The 19,199-nt window shown below is 35.9% G+C and carries 26 protein-coding genes and 1 pseudogene; 21 read left to right on the top strand and 6 right to left on the bottom strand.

Features of this window, described 5'->3' with window-relative positions:
• The first annotated feature begins 64 nt into the window (after positions 1-64).
• The gene (locus FZC76_RS07870; protein WP_148987698.1) at positions 65-1,018 is read left to right on the top strand and encodes an ABC transporter ATP-binding protein; all 954 of its coding nucleotides are present in this window, start codon (positions 65-67) and stop codon (positions 1,016-1,018) included.
• Complete coding sequence (locus tag FZC76_RS07865) at positions 1,018-2,541, top strand: ABC transporter permease/substrate-binding protein (protein ID WP_148987697.1); 1,524 nt, start codon at positions 1,018-1,020, stop codon at positions 2,539-2,541. Before FZC76_RS07870 ends, FZC76_RS07865 begins: the two co-directional genes overlap by 1 nt.
• 34 nt (positions 2,542-2,575) lie before the next feature.
• On the opposite strand, the gene FZC76_RS07860 is transcribed toward FZC76_RS07865, so the two are convergent.
• Positions 2,576-3,463 (bottom strand): helix-turn-helix domain-containing protein, encoded by an 888-nt coding sequence (locus FZC76_RS07860; RefSeq protein ID WP_148987696.1) that lies wholly within the window; start codon positions 3,461-3,463, stop codon positions 2,576-2,578.
• A gap of 198 nt (positions 3,464-3,661) precedes the next feature.
• Here FZC76_RS07860 and FZC76_RS23430 point away from each other — a divergent pair, with 198 nt between their 5' ends.
• The 5 genes from FZC76_RS23430 (at position 3,662) to FZC76_RS07840 (ending at position 6,424) form a co-directional block, all read left to right on the top strand.
• Positions 3,662-3,784 carry a hypothetical protein gene (locus tag FZC76_RS23430; RefSeq protein ID WP_262372489.1) on the top strand — a complete coding sequence of 41 codons (123 nt, stop codon included), beginning with the start codon at positions 3,662-3,664 and terminating at the stop codon, positions 3,782-3,784.
• A 30-nt stretch (positions 3,785-3,814) separates the two neighbouring features.
• Complete coding sequence (locus FZC76_RS07855) at positions 3,815-4,051, top strand: hypothetical protein (RefSeq protein ID WP_060665104.1); 237 nt, start codon at positions 3,815-3,817, stop codon at positions 4,049-4,051.
• A gap of 229 nt (positions 4,052-4,280) precedes the next feature.
• Positions 4,281-4,775, top strand: coding sequence for a sigma-70 family RNA polymerase sigma factor (locus FZC76_RS07850; protein ID WP_262372488.1), 495 nt, complete (start codon positions 4,281-4,283; stop codon positions 4,773-4,775).
• Positions 4,759-4,947, top strand: a complete 189-nt coding sequence (locus FZC76_RS07845) for a hypothetical protein (protein WP_148987695.1) — start codon at positions 4,759-4,761, stop codon at positions 4,945-4,947. Before FZC76_RS07850 ends, FZC76_RS07845 begins: the two co-directional genes overlap by 17 nt.
• Positions 4,904-6,424, top strand: a complete 1,521-nt coding sequence (locus FZC76_RS07840; protein WP_148987694.1) for a recombinase family protein — start codon at positions 4,904-4,906, stop codon at positions 6,422-6,424. Before FZC76_RS07845 ends, FZC76_RS07840 begins: the two co-directional genes overlap by 44 nt.
• Positions 6,425-6,455: 31 nt before the next feature.
• Here the strand turns inward: FZC76_RS07840 and FZC76_RS07835 are convergent, their stop codons facing one another.
• From FZC76_RS07835 to FZC76_RS07825, 3 genes are all read right to left on the bottom strand, one after another.
• Positions 6,456-7,115: a hypothetical protein gene (locus FZC76_RS07835; RefSeq protein ID WP_148987693.1), complete on the bottom strand. Its 660-nt coding sequence runs from the start codon at positions 7,113-7,115 to the stop codon at positions 6,456-6,458.
• 19 nt (positions 7,116-7,134) lie between these two features.
• The gene (locus FZC76_RS07830; protein WP_148987692.1) at positions 7,135-8,097 is read right to left on the bottom strand and encodes a Kiwa anti-phage protein KwaB-like domain-containing protein; all 963 of its coding nucleotides are present in this window, start codon (positions 8,095-8,097) and stop codon (positions 7,135-7,137) included.
• Positions 8,098-8,421: 324 nt separating this feature from the next.
• Positions 8,422-8,991 carry a recombinase family protein gene (locus FZC76_RS07825; protein ID WP_148987691.1) on the bottom strand — a complete coding sequence of 190 codons (570 nt, stop codon included), beginning with the start codon at positions 8,989-8,991 and terminating at the stop codon, positions 8,422-8,424.
• 484 nt (positions 8,992-9,475) lie between these two features.
• On the opposite strand from FZC76_RS07825, the gene FZC76_RS07820 reads away from it, so the two are divergent.
• The 8 genes from FZC76_RS07820 to FZC76_RS07785 all read left to right on the top strand — a co-directional run bounded on the left by FZC76_RS07820 (position 9,476) and on the right by FZC76_RS07785 (position 13,659).
• A complete protein-coding gene (locus FZC76_RS07820) occupies positions 9,476-10,552 on the top strand; it encodes a helix-turn-helix domain-containing protein (protein ID WP_148987690.1) in 1,077 nt (358 codons plus the stop codon).
• Between the two features lie 280 nt (positions 10,553-10,832).
• Positions 10,833-11,063, top strand: coding sequence for a helix-turn-helix domain-containing protein (locus FZC76_RS07815; RefSeq protein ID WP_148987689.1), 231 nt, complete (start codon positions 10,833-10,835; stop codon positions 11,061-11,063).
• Positions 11,064-11,076: 13 nt separating this feature from the next.
• Complete coding sequence (locus FZC76_RS07810; RefSeq protein ID WP_148987688.1) at positions 11,077-11,670, top strand: hypothetical protein; 594 nt, start codon at positions 11,077-11,079, stop codon at positions 11,668-11,670.
• A 46-nt stretch (positions 11,671-11,716) separates the two neighbouring features.
• On the top strand, positions 11,717-12,109 hold the full coding sequence (locus FZC76_RS07805; protein WP_148987687.1) for a hypothetical protein: 393 nt from the start codon (positions 11,717-11,719) through the stop codon (positions 12,107-12,109).
• Positions 12,110-12,163: 54 nt separating this feature from the next.
• Entirely contained in the window at positions 12,164-12,463 is a 300-nt protein-coding gene (locus tag FZC76_RS07800; protein WP_148987686.1) for a hypothetical protein, read from the top strand.
• Positions 12,464-12,466: 3 nt separating this feature from the next.
• Positions 12,467-12,886, top strand: coding sequence for a phBC6A51 family helix-turn-helix protein (locus FZC76_RS07795; RefSeq protein ID WP_148987685.1), 420 nt, complete (start codon positions 12,467-12,469; stop codon positions 12,884-12,886).
• Positions 12,886-13,329 (top strand): hypothetical protein, encoded by a 444-nt coding sequence (locus FZC76_RS07790; protein ID WP_148987684.1) that lies wholly within the window; start codon positions 12,886-12,888, stop codon positions 13,327-13,329. Before FZC76_RS07795 ends, FZC76_RS07790 begins: the two co-directional genes overlap by 1 nt.
• 15 nt (positions 13,330-13,344) lie before the next feature.
• Complete coding sequence (locus FZC76_RS07785; RefSeq protein WP_148987683.1) at positions 13,345-13,659, top strand: hypothetical protein; 315 nt, start codon at positions 13,345-13,347, stop codon at positions 13,657-13,659.
• A gap of 65 nt (positions 13,660-13,724) precedes the next feature.
• On the opposite strand, the gene FZC76_RS07780 is transcribed toward FZC76_RS07785, so the two are convergent.
• Complete coding sequence (locus FZC76_RS07780; protein WP_148987682.1) at positions 13,725-14,009, bottom strand: helix-turn-helix domain-containing protein; 285 nt, start codon at positions 14,007-14,009, stop codon at positions 13,725-13,727.
• A gap of 279 nt (positions 14,010-14,288) precedes the next feature.
• Here FZC76_RS07780 and FZC76_RS07775 point away from each other — a divergent pair, with 279 nt between their 5' ends.
• The 3 genes from FZC76_RS07775 to FZC76_RS07765 all read left to right on the top strand — a co-directional run bounded on the left by FZC76_RS07775 (position 14,289) and on the right by FZC76_RS07765 (position 16,275).
• A complete protein-coding gene (locus tag FZC76_RS07775; protein WP_148987681.1) occupies positions 14,289-15,167 on the top strand; it encodes a hypothetical protein in 879 nt (292 codons plus the stop codon).
• 101 nt (positions 15,168-15,268) lie between these two features.
• The gene (locus FZC76_RS07770; protein ID WP_148987680.1) at positions 15,269-15,661 is read left to right on the top strand and encodes a BRO-N domain-containing protein; all 393 of its coding nucleotides are present in this window, start codon (positions 15,269-15,271) and stop codon (positions 15,659-15,661) included.
• 98 nt (positions 15,662-15,759) lie between these two features.
• Positions 15,760-16,275 (top strand): hypothetical protein, encoded by a 516-nt coding sequence (locus FZC76_RS07765; RefSeq protein WP_148987679.1) that lies wholly within the window; start codon positions 15,760-15,762, stop codon positions 16,273-16,275.
• A 72-nt stretch (positions 16,276-16,347) separates the two neighbouring features.
• Here the strand turns inward: FZC76_RS07765 and FZC76_RS07760 are convergent, their stop codons facing one another.
• The gene (locus FZC76_RS07760) at positions 16,348-17,226 is read right to left on the bottom strand and encodes a DNA adenine methylase (RefSeq protein WP_148987678.1); all 879 of its coding nucleotides are present in this window, start codon (positions 17,224-17,226) and stop codon (positions 16,348-16,350) included.
• A gap of 124 nt (positions 17,227-17,350) precedes the next feature.
• Here FZC76_RS07760 and FZC76_RS07755 point away from each other — a divergent pair, with 124 nt between their 5' ends.
• From FZC76_RS07755 to FZC76_RS07745, 3 genes and pseudogenes are all read left to right on the top strand, one after another.
• Positions 17,351-17,602: a helix-turn-helix domain-containing protein gene (locus FZC76_RS07755; RefSeq protein ID WP_148987677.1), complete on the top strand. Its 252-nt coding sequence runs from the start codon at positions 17,351-17,353 to the stop codon at positions 17,600-17,602.
• The gene (locus FZC76_RS07750; RefSeq protein ID WP_262372485.1) at positions 17,599-18,465 is read left to right on the top strand and encodes a DUF7687 domain-containing protein; all 867 of its coding nucleotides are present in this window, start codon (positions 17,599-17,601) and stop codon (positions 18,463-18,465) included. Before FZC76_RS07755 ends, FZC76_RS07750 begins: the two co-directional genes overlap by 4 nt.
• A 197-nt stretch (positions 18,466-18,662) precedes the next feature.
• Positions 18,663-19,049 (top strand): annotated as a pseudogene (locus FZC76_RS07745) (sigma-70 family RNA polymerase sigma factor); the annotation flags it as partial.
• Positions 19,050-19,199 lie beyond the last annotated feature (150 nt).

The following is a 19,199-nucleotide window of genomic DNA, read 5'->3' as shown; positions in this document are numbered from 1 at the left end:
ATAGTTTGTGCTTTTAGGAAATACTGTAGAGAAATAATTACTTGTATGGGGGAGTGAGAAGGTTTTGATAACCTTTCAGAATGTAACAAAAACATATGAAGATGGGACAACCGCCGTCCAATCCATTAATTTAGAAATTAAAGAAGGAGAATTCTTTGTCCTAATAGGACCGAGTGGATGCGGAAAAACAACTACATTGAAAATGATCAATCGATTACATAATGTAACAAATGGGGATATCCTCATTGACGGGAAGAGTATCTCAGAACATAATATCCATGAACTTCGCTGGAATATTGGCTATGTTCTTCAGCAAATCGCGCTTTTTCCACATATGACAATCGAGGAGAACATATCCATCGTTCCAGAGCTTAAATCTTGGAAAAAAGCAGACATCTCCAAAAGAGTGGATGAGTTACTCGAGCTTGTAGGACTGGAGCCTTCAACCTATAAAAAACGAAAGCCGTCTGAATTATCAGGAGGTCAACAACAACGAGTAGGAGTGGCCAGAGCTTTGGCGGCAAATCCGCCTATCATCTTAATGGACGAGCCATTTAGTGCGCTTGATCCCCTCAGCAGAGAACAGTTACAACAAGATTTTCTTAGCTTGAAAAAGAAAATCCAAAAAACCATTGTGTTTGTCACACACGATATGAACGAAGCTCTAACACTTGGAGACCGGATCTGCCTTATGAAAGATGGAGAGGCAGTACAGGTAGGAACTCCGGAAGAGTTCATCAATAACCCGAAAAACGATTTTGTGAAATCTTTTATCGGGAATAGACGCAGTGTTCTTCGGAAAACGCTGGAGGAATTAGTAGAAGACTTGAAAATAGGTTCTTCAGAAACGCCTTTCCGAGAAGTTGATAGTAAGCTAACACTTGGAGAACTCCTTGCATTTTTTGCAGAAGAAGAGGCTGTAACAATTATGCAAGCAAACCGACCTTTAGGCGTCCTATTTAGGAAAGATGTACTTCACTTTCTTCATGAGCACAGCGAAGAAGGGGGGCTAGTGTAATGACATTTCTTAAAGAACTATATGCAGCCCGTGGCGATCAGCTTTGGACCGCGCTATTAGAACATATTCAAATATCGGTAATTGCACTGGCAATAGCAGTGTTCATATCTGTACCACTAGGTGTGTTATTAACGAGAAAAGAGCGTATTGCAGAGCCTATAATTGGTATAACAGCGGTCATGCAGACGATCCCTTCTCTTGCTTTGTTAGGGCTATTAATTCCTCTTGTTGGGATTGGATTTGTTCCAGCAGTCATTGCATTATTTCTCTATGCATTGCTCCCGATTTTAAGAAATACCTATACAGGAATAAAAGAAGTAGATCCTTCCTTGCGTGAAGCGGCAAAAGCGATGGGAATGACTTCTATGAAAAGGTTATTTCGAGTGGAGTTACCGCTAGCCTTGCCTGTTATTATGGCAGGTATACGGACAGCAATGGTATTGATTATCGGTACTGCGACCATTGTCGCATTAATTGGAGCAGGAGGATTAGGAAGTCTCATTCTTCTTGGAATTGACCGGAACGATAATGCGTTAATTTTACTAGGAGCAATACCTGCAGCACTCCTTGCGATATTGTTCGATATCATTCTACGTATGATTGAAACGGCTGCAAGAAAAGGATCGGGTAAGAAAGCACTCATCATAGGAATTGCTGTCGTTCTTCTTTTCCTTTCTCCTTTTGCAGTGATGAAAGCGACTGAAGCGGATCTTGTTATCAGTGGAAAGATTGGGGCAGAACCCGATATCATTATTAACATGTACAAATTGTTGATTGAAGAAGAAACAGATCTCCGTGTTGAATTGCGCCCTTCACTTGGAAACACAAGTTTTGTGTACCGGGCGTTGAAAAATAAAGACATTGACATCTACCCTGAGTATTCGGGTACAGCCATTGTCACCTTATTGGAACAGGAACCTGTCAGCATTGATGATGAGGAAGTGTTTGAGCAGGCCAAAAAAGGCTTGCTGGAACAAGATGAGCTAGTGTATCTACAACCAATGGGCTTTAATAACACTTATGCGCTAGCTATCCCGGAGGACTTTGCAGAACAAAATAATATTAATACAATATCTGATCTAAACGGTGCCAAAAATGAAATTAAAGCAGGGTTCACATTGGAATTCTCTGACCGTGAAGACGGGTATCGAGGAATTCAAGAAGTGTATGGCATCACCTTCCCGAACCTGACCACCATGCAAGCAAAACTGCGCTATCAGGCAGTGGAAAATGGCGATGTAAACTTAGTGGATGCCTACTCCACAGATGCCGAAATTAAGCAATTCAATCTGCGAGTTCTTGAAGACGATAAAAACCTTTTCCCCCCTTATCAAGGAGCGGCACTACTCAGAAAAGATACCCTTGATGAGCATCCAGAACTAGAAGAAATACTAAATCAATTGGAAAACCAAATAAATGATGACGAAATGCGTGACATGAACTACCAGGTAACCGTTGAAGGAAAGACCACTTTTGAAGTGGCCAAGGAATTTTTAGAGAAGAAAGGCTTGATTGGGGAATAAATATGAAAAAACTAGGCTGCATGGCCTAGTTTTTTTAATCAATCAAGACAGATAATTCATCTATTTTTTCTTTAATGTGCTTGACGAAAATTTTATTCTCTTGAATCATGAATATTTGAATGGACTTGTTGTAGTATTCGATTGCTATGTCATGATGGTCTAATAAACTATAATTATAACCTATATGATAATATAAGTTACCCAAACCATAGAGACTATTCTGTTTTACACACCATTTTACCGCAAGTTTACATGTGTCATTAGATTCTTCAAGTTTGTTTAATCTTGTTAGGGTTTTTGCTTTATTATATAATATTTTCGTTTTAATAGTTGGGTCATGATGATAAGGTATTTTCATGTAACAATTAATGGCATAATTAAAAATTCTTAATGCCTCTTCGCAATTTTTGGTTTCAAAATGAACAATAGCCATACTATTAAGAATTTCTATTTCTCTCTCTCCTAACAACTTAGAAGTCATTTTAGTTAAGTCCAGAGCACTTTGTAATAGTCTTAAAGCCTCGCGTTTATTCTTTTTTAAATGATAAACACAAACTCCTTCAGTAGACAAGAGGAACTGTTTGTTTTTTCTATTATTAACGAATAAAGGGTTTTTTCTTTCGTTTTCTACAATATTGTAAACTTCTTCAAATTCACTTTGGTTTAATAGTTCCTTAACTTGTGCAAAAACCTCTTTTACATATGATAGTTGGGGGTTAGTTGCTAAATCATAAAAATAATTTATATCCACACCAAGTCTTTCTGCTATATAATATAAGGTATTAGCAAGTGGAAATACTTCTCCTTTCTCAATTTTACTGATCTGTGATTGCGTACAAATCCCCTCACTCAACTCAGCTTGTGATAAGTTTAGTGCAGACCGCAGGACTTTTATCTCTTTTCCAATTAAAGAAAAATCCACAATATATCACATCCTATCTAATAAAATATTCCTAGAGTTATAATTTGAAGCGAAAACCGTAGGAAACAGAAGAAAATCATAGATTATATGGGCATAACATTCAATATTGAGGAAAATATGAATTTTCATTATAGTGTAAAATACTTATAAAGATAGCTTATTAGTAATCCAAATAAAAATTAGAAAGAGGTAATGATAATGAAGAAGTTTATCTTAACGTTTCTAGTAGTTTCCTTGACTTTGTTTGGTGCAAGTGCAGTTACTTCTAATGCAGTTTCTTCTGATGATTACAAAACGAATGAGTTACCGCCTTTATATTAATAAATAAATTAACAAAGGAAGGTTGATACCATGTCGGCTACTAGCACAAACACTTTTGAGCTTACATGCTTTTGGTTTATCGTTGTTGATCGTGAGCAAAAGGCGCGTAGGCATTACCGTGTTGCCCAGCTTGTAGATTACAAAAATAAAACATATGCAGAAGTTTCTAAGTGGTTTGAAACATTGTTCCAAGAGTACAGTGTGGTGAAAGTCGGTAAAGGTACCATACCTTCCAAGTTGAAAAAGTATCCTTATATTAAGTATTAAAATCTTCCTATTTAATAGGGAGATTTTTTGTTTCTTGAACATTTGTTCCTCTTTATCAAATTGTACCATTAATCGTCAGAATTGTAACATAAATATAACATTTTAACGACTTGATAATATGCCATTTAAATTTGGATTTATTTTGAAGTGTACTTGCACATGATGGCCTTTTCCTACATAAGAATTATTACTGGGCTCTTGCCTAAGCATTTCTTATGGAGGTGAAAGTGTGTCAAGCATATTAGCATCAGTAGGATACTTAATCAAAGAACTAGTTTTTCTAGTTTCTTACGTCAAGAACAATGCATTTCCACAACCATTGTCATCAGGTGATGAGGCGAAATACCTAAAGTTGATGGCAGAAGGGAATGAAGAGGCAAGGAATCTACTTATTGAGCATAACCTGAGGCTTGTGGCGCATATTGTCAAAAAGTTTGAAAATACGGGGGAAGATTCAGAGGATTTAATTTCCATCGGGACAATCGGATTGATTAAAGCAATTGAAAGTTTCCACTCTGGAAAGGGGACGAAGCTAGCAACCTATGCTGCCAGGTGTATTGAAAATGAAATTGTAAAGTCAAAAGGTTGCGTTACAATTTCAAGTTGCAATCACGAAAAAAATCTAATAAACAATGTCACAAATCAACCTACTCTAACCACATTTTTAGATGTAACCAACAAGAAAAGAGTATGGGGGGACGTTGTTTATGAAGAATGGAGATAACCGAAAAAAGGGATTCATTTCTGGTAGTAAATTACACTCCGTCATAATTGATGATAATGCAACAGACAAAACCTTAGTTGACTGCTATCAATCTATAAAAGATTTAATCAGAAAGGAGAAATTCTTAAATGATAGCACTCTACGCAAGGGTATCGACCGAAGAACAAGCTAAAAGTGGCTATTCCCTTAAAGACCAAATTCGCCAATGTCGTGACAAAGCTGGCAAGAATGATGAAATTATGGAATACGTTGATGATGGATATTCGGGGGAATTCCTCGAACGTCCAGCCTTAACTAAACTTCGAAATGACGTTCGGGAAGGTTTAATTAACAAGGTCATTTGTTATGACCCCGATCGTCTTTCCCGTAAGTTAAAAAATCAACTTATATTATCAGATGAAATTGAAAAACGTGCAGAACTCATTTTCGTTAATTCAGAATATCAAAAATCTCCCGAAGGCATGTTGTTCTATCAAATGCGAGGGGCTATTGCGGAATTCGAAAAAGCAAAAATCAATGAACGAATGACACGGGGACGACGTGAAAAGGCAAAACAAGGAAAGGTCGTAAAGGACGCCAAAGTTTACGGCTACAAGTTTAATAAAGATAAAGGTGAATTAGAAATCTATGAACCCGAAGCGAAAGTGGTACGTCTAATTTTCGAATTATTCACCAACCCTATGGGTCGTGTTAAAGGTATTAACGGAATAGCACACTATCTTATGGATAAGGGTATTCCGACAAAGAAAGGTAAAGGCGTATGGCATAGGCAAGTAGTTCGCCAAATTCTAATGAATGAAACGTATTCAGGCGTTTACTATCATAATAAATGGAACACCGAGGGAATGCTTGGAAATAAATATAAGGGTAAGGACGAAAGAATTCCAATGACAAAAAGACCTAAAGAAGAATGGATTCCCGTTGAAGTTCCGCCTATTGTTGAAAAGGAAACATTCGAATATGCTCAAAAACTATTAAAAGAATCTCGAAGACGTTGGGCGGGTCATTCCAAGAATAAGTATTTGTTAAGCGGTCTTTTACGTTGTGGCGATTGTGGTAATACCTTAACGGGACGACGTACAAAGAATTGGGGCAAATACGTCTTAGAATATACCGATATCAAGAATACGGCTGGTGCAAAAAATCCTGGTTGTGGTAATCGCATAAAATGTGAAGAACTTGACGAATTTGTATGGAATACTTTCGTGAATCTAATGACAACAAAAGGTCAAGTAGTTGCAGAAGCGGCGGTAACCGTTGAGGAAGAAGAAACTCAATCGTTTGAACAAGGCGAATTGGAAAGAATTGAAGCTGAATTAGAACGAATTAAAATGGCACGACAACGCCTTATCAACTTCATGGTTAATAATGCCGATATTGTTGACGAAGAAGACATTCGTAACCAAATGAAGGAACTAAAGAGTAAAGAGGAACATTTGACGAAATTAAAGGAAGAAGTTATTGAAATGCTTCAAAACCGTCAACACGAAGAATTTAATGAGGAAATTCTAAACGAAACGATTGAACAATACCTTCGTGAAGATAATCCTCAATTATTAACGATTGAACGTAAACAAGATTATCTTCGCAAAGTTTTCCGAGAAATTAGGATATATTCAAATGGAAAAGTAGAGTTTATTCGATTATAGACGTTCCCCTACCTATATAAGGGGACGTTTTTTATTTCACTTTGTCGAGATCAATTAGGATTCCATTCGAACCTTTTACCCTAATCTTCCCTTTTGTTAATCCCTCGTTGTCCTTTTTGGATAATAAGACCGTGTTATACGTCTTGTCATTGTCCTCTACCTCATAATGAACGTCATAGGCATTTAAACGGAAAAATATGTTTAAAATAGGGTTAATGTAAATCATTTCATACTTCAAATAAATGTAACCAATAAATAAGAACAATATAATAAATTGAGCTAATCCGCTATATGTAGTTAGGTTTAATGTGATAAAGGGCAGAATATAAACGGCTATATAACTCGTAAGGTATTCGTGGTTCTTATCTTCAACATTTACTACCTTTATTTCATAGCTAAGGCTACTATTGGTTCTATATGTGTTTGTTAACATTAGAAAAATTAAACCAAATAACAAAAGTATAAATGCGATAAATATTGATGTAATCCATGCTTCTGGAAATGTAAAGACTTCGCCGATATTACTTTTTATTTTCCTAAAGTCAAGAAAATCGCCAAAAGTGATATCATACTTCGCATTTAGTTTATCCCATAAAGAGAAGGAGTTTTGGACAATAATGGTTAAATAAAGAGGGATATAAGCACTTAATAATAAAATAATATTTGCTTTTAGCTTCTTTTTATTTAACACCTCCACCCCTCCCCTTTAACTAATTCGTTGTACTACCAACCTTTCTTACTGACGAAGCAATATAACGTTCCATATCGACGGCGTCTGTTACGCAACCACCCCGAATAAGAGTAATAACGTCAGATATATTACAGTTCTTGTTTGTATAATTTATTTTATCCCCATCAAAGTCAATTTTAAGCCCATAATCGGTAGCGACTTTTTTGGCTTTACTAAAATTATCTTTAAGCCATGTTAGTCTATCTTCCTTGATAACTGCAACCAAACGTTTTACAAGCGTAACACTTTCAACACACCTTGAATGGAAGTCGTCAAAGTTTTCGATTATATCAATTTCCTTCAACTCGTCAAAATTAGCATTTGCATAATTCACATGTGCCTCTGTATAGGAGAAGAATTGATTGAAATAATGATTGTTGGTAACAAAGCACTCATCATCAAACTCGATAGCGTCAGCTTTAAAATCTAAGATAAGCCTATCATCACTCTTAATGATTTTTACCTCACCTTGAAGAAAGTTTAAGACTTTACTTTCCTTCATTAGCTTAGCATTGACTTGTTTACGATAAGTCCTCATTACCTTGTCATCTTTATTTTTCATGACAATAATATATCCCCAGATACTAACGGGATCGAAATCTCGATCATCTGTAATCGTTTGGCTTTCTGCTGGCGTCAACACTTCTTTAACCTTACTGATATTAGGTACTTGAGTAGATGGAATTGTTTCAATCGACCCTTTTTCTGTAACGGTAATATCATATTCGGTTAGTTCTCTATTCTTAACCAATTCCGTAAGATATTCCTTATAATCGTCTTTAAAGGTTTTATAGTCCTTCCCTTTAAAGCCGAAGTAGGAACTTCTATATAGATATTCATTTGTTTCATCATCAACACTTCTAAAGATTAGATATATTTTTGTATCAGTAATTTCCTTACTGAAAAAATCGTCAACTTTATTCGTAAGTCTATTTTCAGCCAATTCTTCTCACCCTCATTTCGACATAATTTTCGGACTACTTATACCATATCATAGAAAACGTCAATGGTGTACAAGTATAATTGTAATTTTTATGGAAATTATGCCATAGGGCGAAAATTTTCGTGAAATCACGTTTCATTTTAGCAGCGGTGACGTTAAAGTAACGTTAATATCCCCGCTGAATGCCCTTTTTTCGTCCTATTTTGTCCGAAAAATCACATCAATAAAACACGAACAATCCCAATAATATCAAGCGTTTATAAGGCGAAAGCATTCATCACAATCGGACATAAAATAATAGCCGTACCGTTCGTTTGGAACGACTTAATTCTTCGCCTTTGCTTTTTCTTTTTGTTTAGCACGGATAAGCGTTGATTTCGATATTCCCGTCATTTCCGCAACTTGCGTGTAGGAATGAGTTTCCAACAAAGTTAAGGCGTGTTCTATTTGCTTCTTGTTGTATTTCCTCGGACGACCTTCACGGAAATCTTCACGTTGTTTTGCTATTTCTTTTCCTTCTTGTGTTCTTTCAACAATTAAATCCCTTTCGAATTGTGCGAATGCCGACATAATCGTAAAGATAAGTCTTCCCGTTGGTGTATCTTCGACAATCCCCATATTCAGAACGTGAACCTTTACGCCTTTTTCGAATAGGTCAGAAATAACTTCTAATGCGTCCTTTGAAGAACGAGCAAAGCGGTCTAACTTCGTAACAACTAACGTATCACCTTCTTTTATAACGTCCAACAAAGCATTAAATTCTTGACGGTTATCTTTCGTTGTTCCCGTGAATTTCTCTTGAAATATCTTGTCGCAACCTTCCGCCTTTAACGTTTCAACTTGACCCTTTAAGTCTTGTCCTCTCGTTGACACTCTAGCGTAACCATACTTCATATTATCGCCCCTTACTTATGAGTATAAGTTATGAATACGTTTGATACCTTGATTTTATTACATTGTCAATGCGGTGTCAAAACTTAAAAGTTATGAGTACGAAAAAGTATCGAACAAAATATGTATATGAAGTCGGAAAGGTACGGAAGTATTTGACCCCACTACCGAGGGGGCTAGGGGGTAGCTGGCGGCGAAGAATGCCCTTCGAAAATACACGCTACAAAATTGAAAAAGTACGGTCAAACGTAAGACAACGAATGACAAATATTGTATAATGTAGCTGTTATTTTTTCTTGCGACTTTTAGCCGAAGGTCGTTTTTATTTGCCCGTAAGGTTTCGAGCCTTGCGGGTATTTTTTTGTCTACGGAAGAAAATTTCGATTTACCCCTTGTCAAAAGGTAGTTTAGATAAATTATTAACCAAGAACGATTTATTGTCGGGTCGTTCTTACAACAAAATACAAATTGAAAGGGGGTAACGACAATGAGAAAGAATGAAGAAATTAAAGACGATTTATTTTTGAAGGTTTCTATTGAGAACATTCACGGGGGGATCGTTGCGGAACTTGGTCTTCGTGAATACGCAGTTCTTCAAGTTATCGCTTCTCATGCCGACAAATACGGAAAGTGCTTCCCAAGTCAGGAAAAACTTGCGGAACTTTGTGGCGTTAGTAAACGAACAATCATTCGATTGATTGATAATATATGTGCTTTTAAGGTGGACGGAAAACCCGTTCTAATTCGTGAAACAAAAAGAGAAGGTGAAAAGATAACGAAAAATTATTACACGGTTCTTCCTTTGTCTGGAATGGTTTTCGGAGATAGTAAGGTAGTGTCAAATTTGTCACCACGTCAAAATAGGAATGTGAAATCTGCTTCACAATGTGAAAAAGACTTCAAAGGTAGTGACAAAACTGGTAAAGAGGTAGTGGCAAAATTGGCAAAAGGTAGTGACAAAAATGTCACCCTAACTAAATCCATTAACGAAATCAATATTAACAAAAACCATATAGAACAAGATATAAGTACGCCTAGCGGCGACCATTTAGATTTTGACAATACTAATCTTGTTGAAGAAAAAGACAACAAAGATAATATAAATATAGATTTAAAGACGAATAAATTACCCGAATATAAAGGCGATAAAATTAACGATAATACCGCAATTACCCCGAATGATATTGTTGCGAATAATACCGAAAAGAATACCGATAAAAACGATATCAAAGATACGGGGCAAGGAGTGGACACGGCGGCACGATCTAACGGATTATCATTGTCGGAAATAGCTGCGCTAATATCCGAAGAAAATCAAAGAGCAAGGGAACGTGAACAAGCGAAAAAAAGTGAAGAAAAAGCGGTAAAGAAAGGCTTAAAAGAGCATGAAATTGTTGCATTTAGGACGCAATATTCGCCCGATATGGCGTCACAAAACTCTCCGAAAGGTGAAAGTCATGAAGGGCAGAAAATAAGCCTAGAAAGCAAAAATAAAGCCGACAATGATGAATTTATTGCATTGCTGAATGAGGTTGAAGCTGAATATAAGGAATTGAGTTTGTAAGAAAAAAATTAAAAATTTACTCTATCACCTTGTCATATTAGGTCACAGTAAAATTATTAACATGAAGGACGAAGAAAGGGATTCGCCCGTTACCTTCTTCGTTCTTCATTCTAGGTTGTGTACCTTTCAACACCTCTTTCAATTATACCGACAATAAACGGGCAACCCTCTATTGAACTTGTGGTGGTCTATATTCTCTTAATTAGGACGCTGAAAAGGCGTCTTTTATTTTTTGGATATGAAGTAAATATATTAACAATTTCAAGAGGTGGTGATAGTGGTGAACAAAGCAAGTTTCAGATTGTATGGAAAGCCTATGAAACTTTTACGGATTACCAAAGGTAAGAAGGTCAAGGAAGTTGCAAACGCCTTAGACGTTTCATTACCGTTCATTACGAATTGCGAAAACGGTGTTCGACAACTAACGGAAGAAAACACTAAGAAATTTCTTGATTTTATTGAAGTGTCGGAAGAAGAAGCGAAAGAGTTTTGTAAGATTGTAGGTCAATAAGGGAGGCGGTTATATGTTTAAGAACGAAAAGCTAACAAAGGTAAATGAACGAATTAGTGAATTAGAAGCGAAAAAAGAAACGCTTCAAAATGAAGTAAACGAAATTCTTGAAGCCGTTGAAAGTTCTGTTGAAGCTTATGCACTTGGCGAAATTGACGAGAAGGATGTTGAAAAAGTAAAAGCGTTGCTAGAAGCAAAGACAAAGGAAATTGAAGAAGTAGAAGAAATGATTGCAAAGGTTAAGGCTGTAAGAAAAACAGTTGTTGTTGAATCCATTCCATTCGTAAAAGAAGCTCGCAAAAAGAAAGTAGAAAAAATTCAAAAGGAATATGACGACAAGGCAAAGGAAGTTATTGAAGCAAGAAACGAATTCCTTCGTAAACTTGCGGAACTTGGAACGGTTAAAAACAAAGTAGGCAAAGCAAATGCAGAATTCAATGCCGTCATGGTTGAAATGGGTGAGCAACCTTCGGTTTATGGTGCGACAATTAATGAAATCGCAGTTATTAGCGGTGGATATACGTTAGAAAGAGATTGTCTTGGCGTTGAAGAAAATGTTCAAAGGCAAATATATGCGGGTAGCGTTCCGAATTGGTTGCAAAAGTAACGGAGGATATTAACCATATTATAAAAAGTTTTAAGGGGGTTATCTAATGAGAAATAACGAATTCGATAACTTAAATTATCAGAAGGCAAAACGTCAACCTCTTAATGATCTAGCGGATTGGTACGCAAAGAATAGCCCAGTAAAAGAAGATACTCCAAGTGATAGCGTTGAAGCGTTAAGAAGTAGATACGTTCAAGACCCGAACTCTTTAAGTCCTATCGAATTATTGTCGCTTGGAATGGCAAATTTGAACGCAAAGAACTATTCGGAAAGCAAAGAAAAGCAAAAAGCAGTCAACGAATATATGAAGCCATATAACGAAGCGAAGAAGGAAAACGAAGAATATATTTCAACTAATTCCGAAAAATTCGAGCAATTAGCAAAAAACATGGCGGAACTTCAAAAAGCATTCGCAGAATTAAACGGCGGCGATAACTAATGATTGTCGCTGTTGTTATTTGTTATGCCTATTACGTTTATTGGAGGATTTCAAATGCCAACAAAGGACGATATGAAACGTTGGAACGAAGATAGAGAAACTATAAGCCGTGCGAATGTTATGTTATTTGGCTTCGATATTTCAAAATTAAATGTTCGTGAACAAGAAGCGGTAATTGAAGCGACAAAAAGACGTTGGGAACTTGAAGCGGAACTTGAACGAAGAAATCCAAGACCACTTATAAAGGAAGAACAACTTGAAGTAATGCGTTTTGAATTGCAGCTTGCAAAACTTCAAAAGGAACTTGACGACCAAGATAAACGGTTAGAACGACAAACAAAATGGGGGTGGTAAAGTATGGACGATATTTTTAAAGGATTAAATGAAACGGAAATTAGGGTCGTCGAAGAATTAGCGAATAAAGGCGGTCGAAGTTACGAAGAAATCGCAAATAAACTAGGTATTTCTGACCGCCACCTTTATCGAATTAGGCAAAACCCGATAGTAAAGAATGCAATTAAAGAAAGAACCTTACAAGTGTTACAAGAAGACGTTCCAGATATTTTAGGGGCTTTACGTCGAAACGCAAAGAAAGGTGATTTCCGTTCAATCGAGCTAATTGTAAAAATGCTTGGTATGCTAGTCGATAGAAGCGAAGTTAAACAAACGACTACGATCGAAGACAATCGTTTTAAGGATATGACGCAGGAAGATATTGACCGAGAAATCGCAGAAATTGAAAGTCAATTACGAGTAATCAAAGGCGGTGCAGAATAATGTACGGTCTTTTTTCTTTTAATAGCGAAGACTTCACCTTTCCAATAGACGAAGCCGTTCATAAAGTTCGGGGAAAGTATTGGGATAAAAAAATAAAGGAAGATTTTGAACTTCGCAAGCGGCAAGCGTTGGGAATGTTTCGTGAACAAGTGGAAAGGAATCGTTCAAGGAATACCGTATTTAAAATTGCGGACGTTTGCAAACTTCCTATTATGACTGTTTGCGATCTTGAAGCCAAATACTTGAAAGAAATTCATGACAGAAATAAATCGGCACGGGAACGCCTTTCCCGATTCCTAGAGTACTTCGGAACAACGCCAACCAAATTCGAAGCATTGTCGGGAATTAAGGTTGTCGCATTTCTTGAAGGAGAAAATTTGTCCGATAAGGAACTACGGGAAATTCATTCGTTTCTTGACCGACTAAATTCAATTGAGATTTAAGGAGGAAAAAATATTATGAAGAAATTATTTAAGGCTACAACAAAGATCGATGGAAATGGTTCTTTTGAAATTTTAAACAAGATTCCCGAAAATACCGGTGCTTACGGCTTAACTGTTGAAGGCACGATTGAAATTGTGAATTTAACTGTCGGGGAATCCGTATCGATTTCAGTTGACCAAAAGGAAGTCTTTGTTGCTAACGCAGACGGAAAACATTCATTTAAGTTCACAACAAAGCCGTTTCCATTACACGAAAGAACGTTTGAAATAGGTTATTCCGTAACAAACGCTGGAACGGCTGACGTAGTTCTAGAATTGATTGCACACTAATTTAATTGAGAAAGCATAAGAAAAAAGCGACTTTCTATATTCATTATAGATTGTCGCTTCTGTTTTTATTTATTAGTATCATTTATCTTTGCGATAACAATAACTTCTTCTCCCGTTTCTTCGTTTACTTCCACGATTGAAAATAAAACCGAAGGAGATACGTCAAAGAAAATACATAGCTTCGCAATAAGGCGTGCGGGTATGTGTCGGTTGTTCATGTTATTGTTAGCGATTAGGTCGTTTAAGGTGGAACGTCGTTCATTTAATTCCGCCGCTAATTTATTCGCAGAAATCCCACGTTCTTCAATCAGTTGCTTCAAATTACTTCGAACTTCATAGGTGTTTACCACAAAAGACCCCCTTTCTCTTGTCTTTTCTTATAAGATAAAACGAATATCGTTCAGATTCAAGGTGATTTTGTCGAAAGAAACCAGTTTAAAAAATGGAATAAATTAATTGACCGTTTTTCGTTCAATTATTAAAATGTCAAATGTAAACATGTTTTCAAGTTTACCAGGGGTGATTATTTTAAAGGTTAAAGTTATTTAATAGTTTGTATGTGTTTCCATTTCTAAGCGTTGGGGTCTTCCCGATTATTACAATCTTTTATTTTTTTGGGGGTTGAATATATGGAGAGCCGTTTGCAGAAATATAGAAGATTACGTTTAGAATTGCATGACAAAAACTTTCGCCGAGCATTTGTATTTTGGGTAATACTTGCGTTGTTATTCGCTTATTTTCAGTTTGACCGATCAAGAACGATCATTGCGAATGCTTCCGAAGGTGAATTTGTATTTAAACCATACGAAAAAGGAAATCACGAATTATTTGTATATCATTCACCGAATGAAATGAACTTAAGAACGTCACCAAACTTCAAATTCAATGCGGATAATGTAGCGACGACTTTGAAACACGGGGATATATTCTTTGTTTCGAATTTCAAGAACAATGAAGCTATTAAACGTATAGACAACTATCCGAAAGATAACGTTACCCGTTATAGATTCAAACAAATAAATAAGTTCGTTGAAGGTAAACTTCAATCGGAATTAGTCGGATTGATTAGCGAAGAATATTATGTAATGAAAGAAAAAGATACTTTCCACGACGTCCAGCCGTATCAAAGTCGAGGATATTTGTTTCTTCGTTCTTCTACCCTTCTTTCGTGGATATGGACGGAATTAAAAGAAAATGGTTGGAATGGTTGTGACAATATTCGAATAGGCAACTTCTCATATACGAAAGGCGGCTTCTATGGAACTACGTTGAAACATAATGTTACCCTTCACGATATGAAGGGAAATGTTATCGGGGAATTACCAAAAGGAAGCCGTATATTTGGGAATTGGGAACTTCCCTTTGTCACGGGTCATAATCGTCCAGACCTAATTAGAATAATCGGATATACGGAAAATGGTTCACATGAATATGTTCGCAAGGTTGGGACGTTCTTTATTGAGGGATATATGAACGGAAAGAAAACAATCGAAACTTTATTGAATTAAACGTCCAAATTCGGGCGTTTTTTTATTATAGGCGTCACAAATCGTTAATTTCACCGCACATTTAATAGTGTAAGTTAAATTTAAAACGGGGGTCGATATCTATGAACAAAGTTCAATTTTTTTATAATTTCGTTGCTAATAACGTGGAAACAATCAAAATTGACGGCGAAACGTTGTTTTTTGCGAAGGACGTTTGCGAATTATTAGAAATACCATTCTTCACGGTCAATCAATTAAACAAAGACGAAAAGATTTATATGTATAAACCTAACAATCCTAAACGTAAGATAACTCTAATAAATGAAGTGGGTCTTTATTCGTTAGCATTAGAAAGTGAAAGCGAAATTGCAAGTCTTTATAAGGATTTTTATGAAAACGAAGTAATACCTTCACTCGAAAAGTATGGGGCGTATATGGACGACGAATTGATTGATAAACTATTAGAAGACGAAGAATATCGCAAAGAATTTCTTGAAGAACTTGCAAGGCGTTAATCCCTTCGGGGATTGACGTTTTTTTTACATATACAAAAATATAATGTCATATGTTACCATAAAAGTGAAAATCGAAAAGGAAGTGAAAACAAAAAGCAATGAAAAGTAAAATCATTTGGTCGTTCGTTGGTATTGTCGGTGTTTCAATGATTAGTATGTCAATATTATTCTTTACGTTCCTATTCTCAGAAGATACTACGCCAACGATCGTTCAAGCCGAAGAAAACATTGGAACAAAAGAAGAAGTTGAAATAGTGAAGGAAGACGAAAATCCCAATTTATCAATGGAAGATTTCACGGTAACGAAAACCGAATTCACGGAACTTGAGACGTTTGTCAATTATTATTACGACATATGGCAACCAAATTCAGAATATAGAAGCTATCAAGACGACGCAACCGCTAATTTCACGATTGCAAATGGCGTCCTTCATTATGTAAATTACTTCAAAGACGAAATTGTGGAAAAAGGAATGACGGAAGAATTCAAAGCGTTCCAAACGACCGCATACGAAATCATGAAGAATGACGGCAATCCCGACAAGGAAGAAGAAGTTGCGAAGTTATATGAAAAGTTAGGCGAACAATTAACGGAAATTCATTCGAAGTTTTAACTATAACGGCGTCCCAATTTGGGGCGTTTTTTTTGTATATGAAAAAAGCCGTCATAACTGACGACTTTACAATTACCATGTAAATAATAATCTATCGTGTACTTCTTCGTTTTCCATGGCTTTTCCAGCACGTTGCAGTCGATTTACCATTGAAATTCCGCAATTCACATATAATTTACGTTCAAATAAATCTTCTGGGAATTCCACACTTATATCTTCGGACTTTGATCTGCGTTTTCCATTAATTGAAAGCATAACTTTAGCCCCTCGTTGTTTACAACCTTCAATAGCTTCCCAAAGTTCTTCAATCTTGAACGCTTGTGCCCCGTATAGAATCCCTTGACTATGAGTATAAGGAGGGTCACAGTACACCAAATCCCCCTCTTTTGCATTCTTCATTACTTCTCTAAAATCCTTATTTACGAATTCTACGTCTTTTACTAATTCATTCCAAACCATAACACGACTTGCAAATGATTCGGGCGAAATCGGCTTATGTGGTCCGATTGGTGTACTCATATAGCCATCCGCTTTTCTAAAGCGAATGATACCTGAATAACAGGTTCTTGAAATTACAGCGAAATCCAATGGATTAAAGTTTTGATTAAAACGTTCACGAATTTCAAGATAGTTTTCTACTCGGTTTTCCTCGTAATTAGTTATACAATCACGATAGTGTTGAATAAGTGTTTGAGGATCGTTTTTAACATATTCAAAGACACCAATCAAAAAAGGTAGAATGTCTGAACCCACGGCTTTTTTATATTTTTGAAATAAGCTATTTTGATTCATTGAAGCAAGTGTTCCCAAAACTGCACCACTACCCATGAACGGTTCATAGTAAGTATTTATTTCGTCGGGCATATGGGATACAATTTCTTCTGCAAATTTATGTTTGTTCCCTACCCATTTTAATAACTGCGGAGGAGAACTAATTTTGTTTAATGCCATAATGTATTCCTTTCAAAACCAAAGTTATTAATACCATAATAGCATAAACAATTATATTACTAAAAGAAAAAAATGTCACTTATAGTCTGTGGACTTATACTCTGCAAAATAGTATTTTTTTCCTATGATGACTAACCATTTAAGTGATGAACTAATCAAGAAAAAATTTGGCATAACTGTAAGAAAGTTAAGAACACAAAAGGGATTCTCCCAAGAAGTTCTCGCCGAAAGAACGGGTCTACATAGAACATACATTAGTGACGTTGAACAAGGAGAACGTAACCTATCTTTGATTAACATTAATAAATTTTGTAAAGCATTAGAAATTTCGCTTGCAAATTTTTTTAAAATGATGGAGGAGGAAAAGTTCATTTGAAAGCTAATGCAAGTTTTTTAGAAAGAGATTCGTCCTTTTGGGCGTATGTAAAAATAATATCCGAGAAACTTGGATATTCCAAAAGAGGTAGTGGTGAATTACGACTTTATAGCATTCATGAAGCAGAAAAGAAGTTGGAAGATTTAGATATAAACTATGATACAGATATTATTCAGGACGTGCTTGAATATCTAAATTATAGATCCACAGTTTTGAACACATTTGTAAAAAAACAATTCATGGATAAAGATATCGCAAAAGAAGAATTCCGCAAATTAGCTTTATATCATACGCAAAATTCTTATACTTGTTCATTACCATTAAATAAACAAAAAAACGAAAAACGAGATTATTCTTATTTTACGGGAATTATTAATATTATTACTGAAAGAACACTGCGAAGATATGCAAATGATAATGAATTAATATACGGAAAAGACGTTCTTTTTGACGATAATCCAATGAGTTTAAGTTATATTTTAGATGACGATAAAAAATTGATCGGTGCACTCTCAAGAAGATTTGACGGTGCTTATCCAAGCACACAAAATCCTTTAGCAATATGGGAGATCAAAGAATACTATTATACAACAACTTTTGGAAGTCGTATTTCTGATGGAATTTACGAAACTCAATTAGATGGATTTGAATTGAATGACATAAGCAGAGAAACAAACAGAGATATCAAACACATATACTTTATTGACGATTATAATACTTGGTGGAACATGGGACGTTCATATCTTTGTAGAACAATTGATATGCTTCACAAAGGATTGGTTGACGAAGTAATCTTTAGACGTCATATTATTTGGCGTCATTTTTTTGTTTATAATTACTTTATAATCTATTTTAAGAGGTGACTTTATGAAATATGAAGTTATTGAGAAAACCCAGAATAGAAAGGTATTAAAATTCGAGAATTTAAACGTGACGGTTACAATTGAACGTGAACCTTCCCAACAAGCCTTGAAAAATGCAAATAGGTTATTAAATAAGTACGCAAAAAAGTACGTTTAGCTTGTTCAAACCTTAGGGGTTGACTTAGCACTCTATTGACATTAGAATCGAAATATTGATGCATTTAAGGGCGTTAAAGAAAACGAAGAAGGATGTTTCCTTACATGATCCAATCGGTCAAGATAAGGAAGGGAACGAAATCAGTTTGATTGATGTGCTGAAATCAGAATCAGAAGATGTCATTGATACCATACAGCTTAATATGGAATTGGAGAAAATAAAAGTTTATATAGACGTGCTTGATGAAAGGGAACGTGAGGTTATCGTCGGTCGCTTTGGCCTTGATCTTAAAGATGAAAAGACGCAGCGCGAAATAGCGAAAGAACTAGGCATTTCCAGAAGTTACGTATCACGGATCGAAAAGCGTGCCCTCATGAAAATGTTCCACGAATTCTACCGTGCTGAAAAAGAAAAGAAAAAACAATAACATAAAAACCCCTTGGCGATCAAACCGGCCAAGGGGTTTCGGCATGGAGGGCGAAAAACCTGTGGGGGTCTGACCCCCACACAGGAATTTAATATTACTGTAACAAAAATATCACGAACTTTCCCAAATTTAATTGTGGTTTTCTCCGCG

It is taken from the genome of Sutcliffiella horikoshii (genome assembly GCF_008180725.1).
Lineage (GTDB): Bacteria > Bacillota > Bacilli > Bacillales > Bacillaceae_I > Sutcliffiella_A > Sutcliffiella_A horikoshii_B.
This window is presented reverse-complemented; position numbering and strand designations above follow the sequence as displayed.

Coding starts and splice junctions, on each gene's coding strand:
- FZC76_RS07765 (WP_148987679.1), top strand. CDS start 15,760: ATGAAAAGTAAAATCATTTGGTCGTTCGTTGGTATTGTCGGTGTTTCA.
- FZC76_RS07770 (WP_148987680.1), top strand. CDS start 15,269: ATGAACAAAGTTCAATTTTTTTATAATTTCGTTGCTAATAACGTGGAA.
- FZC76_RS07760 (WP_148987678.1), bottom strand. CDS start 17,226: ATGGCATTAAACAAAATTAGTTCTCCTCCGCAGTTATTAAAATGGGTA.
- FZC76_RS07865 (WP_148987697.1), top strand. CDS start 1,018: ATGACATTTCTTAAAGAACTATATGCAGCCCGTGGCGATCAGCTTTGG.
- FZC76_RS07805 (WP_148987687.1), top strand. CDS start 11,717: ATGAGAAATAACGAATTCGATAACTTAAATTATCAGAAGGCAAAACGT.
- FZC76_RS07775 (WP_148987681.1), top strand. CDS start 14,289: ATGGAGAGCCGTTTGCAGAAATATAGAAGATTACGTTTAGAATTGCAT.
- FZC76_RS07800 (WP_148987686.1), top strand. CDS start 12,164: ATGCCAACAAAGGACGATATGAAACGTTGGAACGAAGATAGAGAAACT.
- FZC76_RS07840 (WP_148987694.1), top strand. CDS start 4,904: ATGATAGCACTCTACGCAAGGGTATCGACCGAAGAACAAGCTAAAAGT.
- FZC76_RS07785 (WP_148987683.1), top strand. CDS start 13,345: ATGAAGAAATTATTTAAGGCTACAACAAAGATCGATGGAAATGGTTCT.
- FZC76_RS07825 (WP_148987691.1), bottom strand. CDS start 8,991: ATGAAGTATGGTTACGCTAGAGTGTCAACGAGAGGACAAGACTTAAAG.
- FZC76_RS23430 (WP_262372489.1), top strand. CDS start 3,662: ATGAAGAAGTTTATCTTAACGTTTCTAGTAGTTTCCTTGACTTTGTTT.
- FZC76_RS07855 (WP_060665104.1), top strand. CDS start 3,815: ATGTCGGCTACTAGCACAAACACTTTTGAGCTTACATGCTTTTGGTTT.
- FZC76_RS07845 (WP_148987695.1), top strand. CDS start 4,759: ATGAAGAATGGAGATAACCGAAAAAAGGGATTCATTTCTGGTAGTAAA.
- FZC76_RS07790 (WP_148987684.1), top strand. CDS start 12,886: ATGTACGGTCTTTTTTCTTTTAATAGCGAAGACTTCACCTTTCCAATA.
- FZC76_RS07820 (WP_148987690.1), top strand. CDS start 9,476: ATGAGAAAGAATGAAGAAATTAAAGACGATTTATTTTTGAAGGTTTCT.
- FZC76_RS07755 (WP_148987677.1), top strand. CDS start 17,351: ATGATGACTAACCATTTAAGTGATGAACTAATCAAGAAAAAATTTGGC.
- FZC76_RS07795 (WP_148987685.1), top strand. CDS start 12,467: ATGGACGATATTTTTAAAGGATTAAATGAAACGGAAATTAGGGTCGTC.
- FZC76_RS07810 (WP_148987688.1), top strand. CDS start 11,077: ATGTTTAAGAACGAAAAGCTAACAAAGGTAAATGAACGAATTAGTGAA.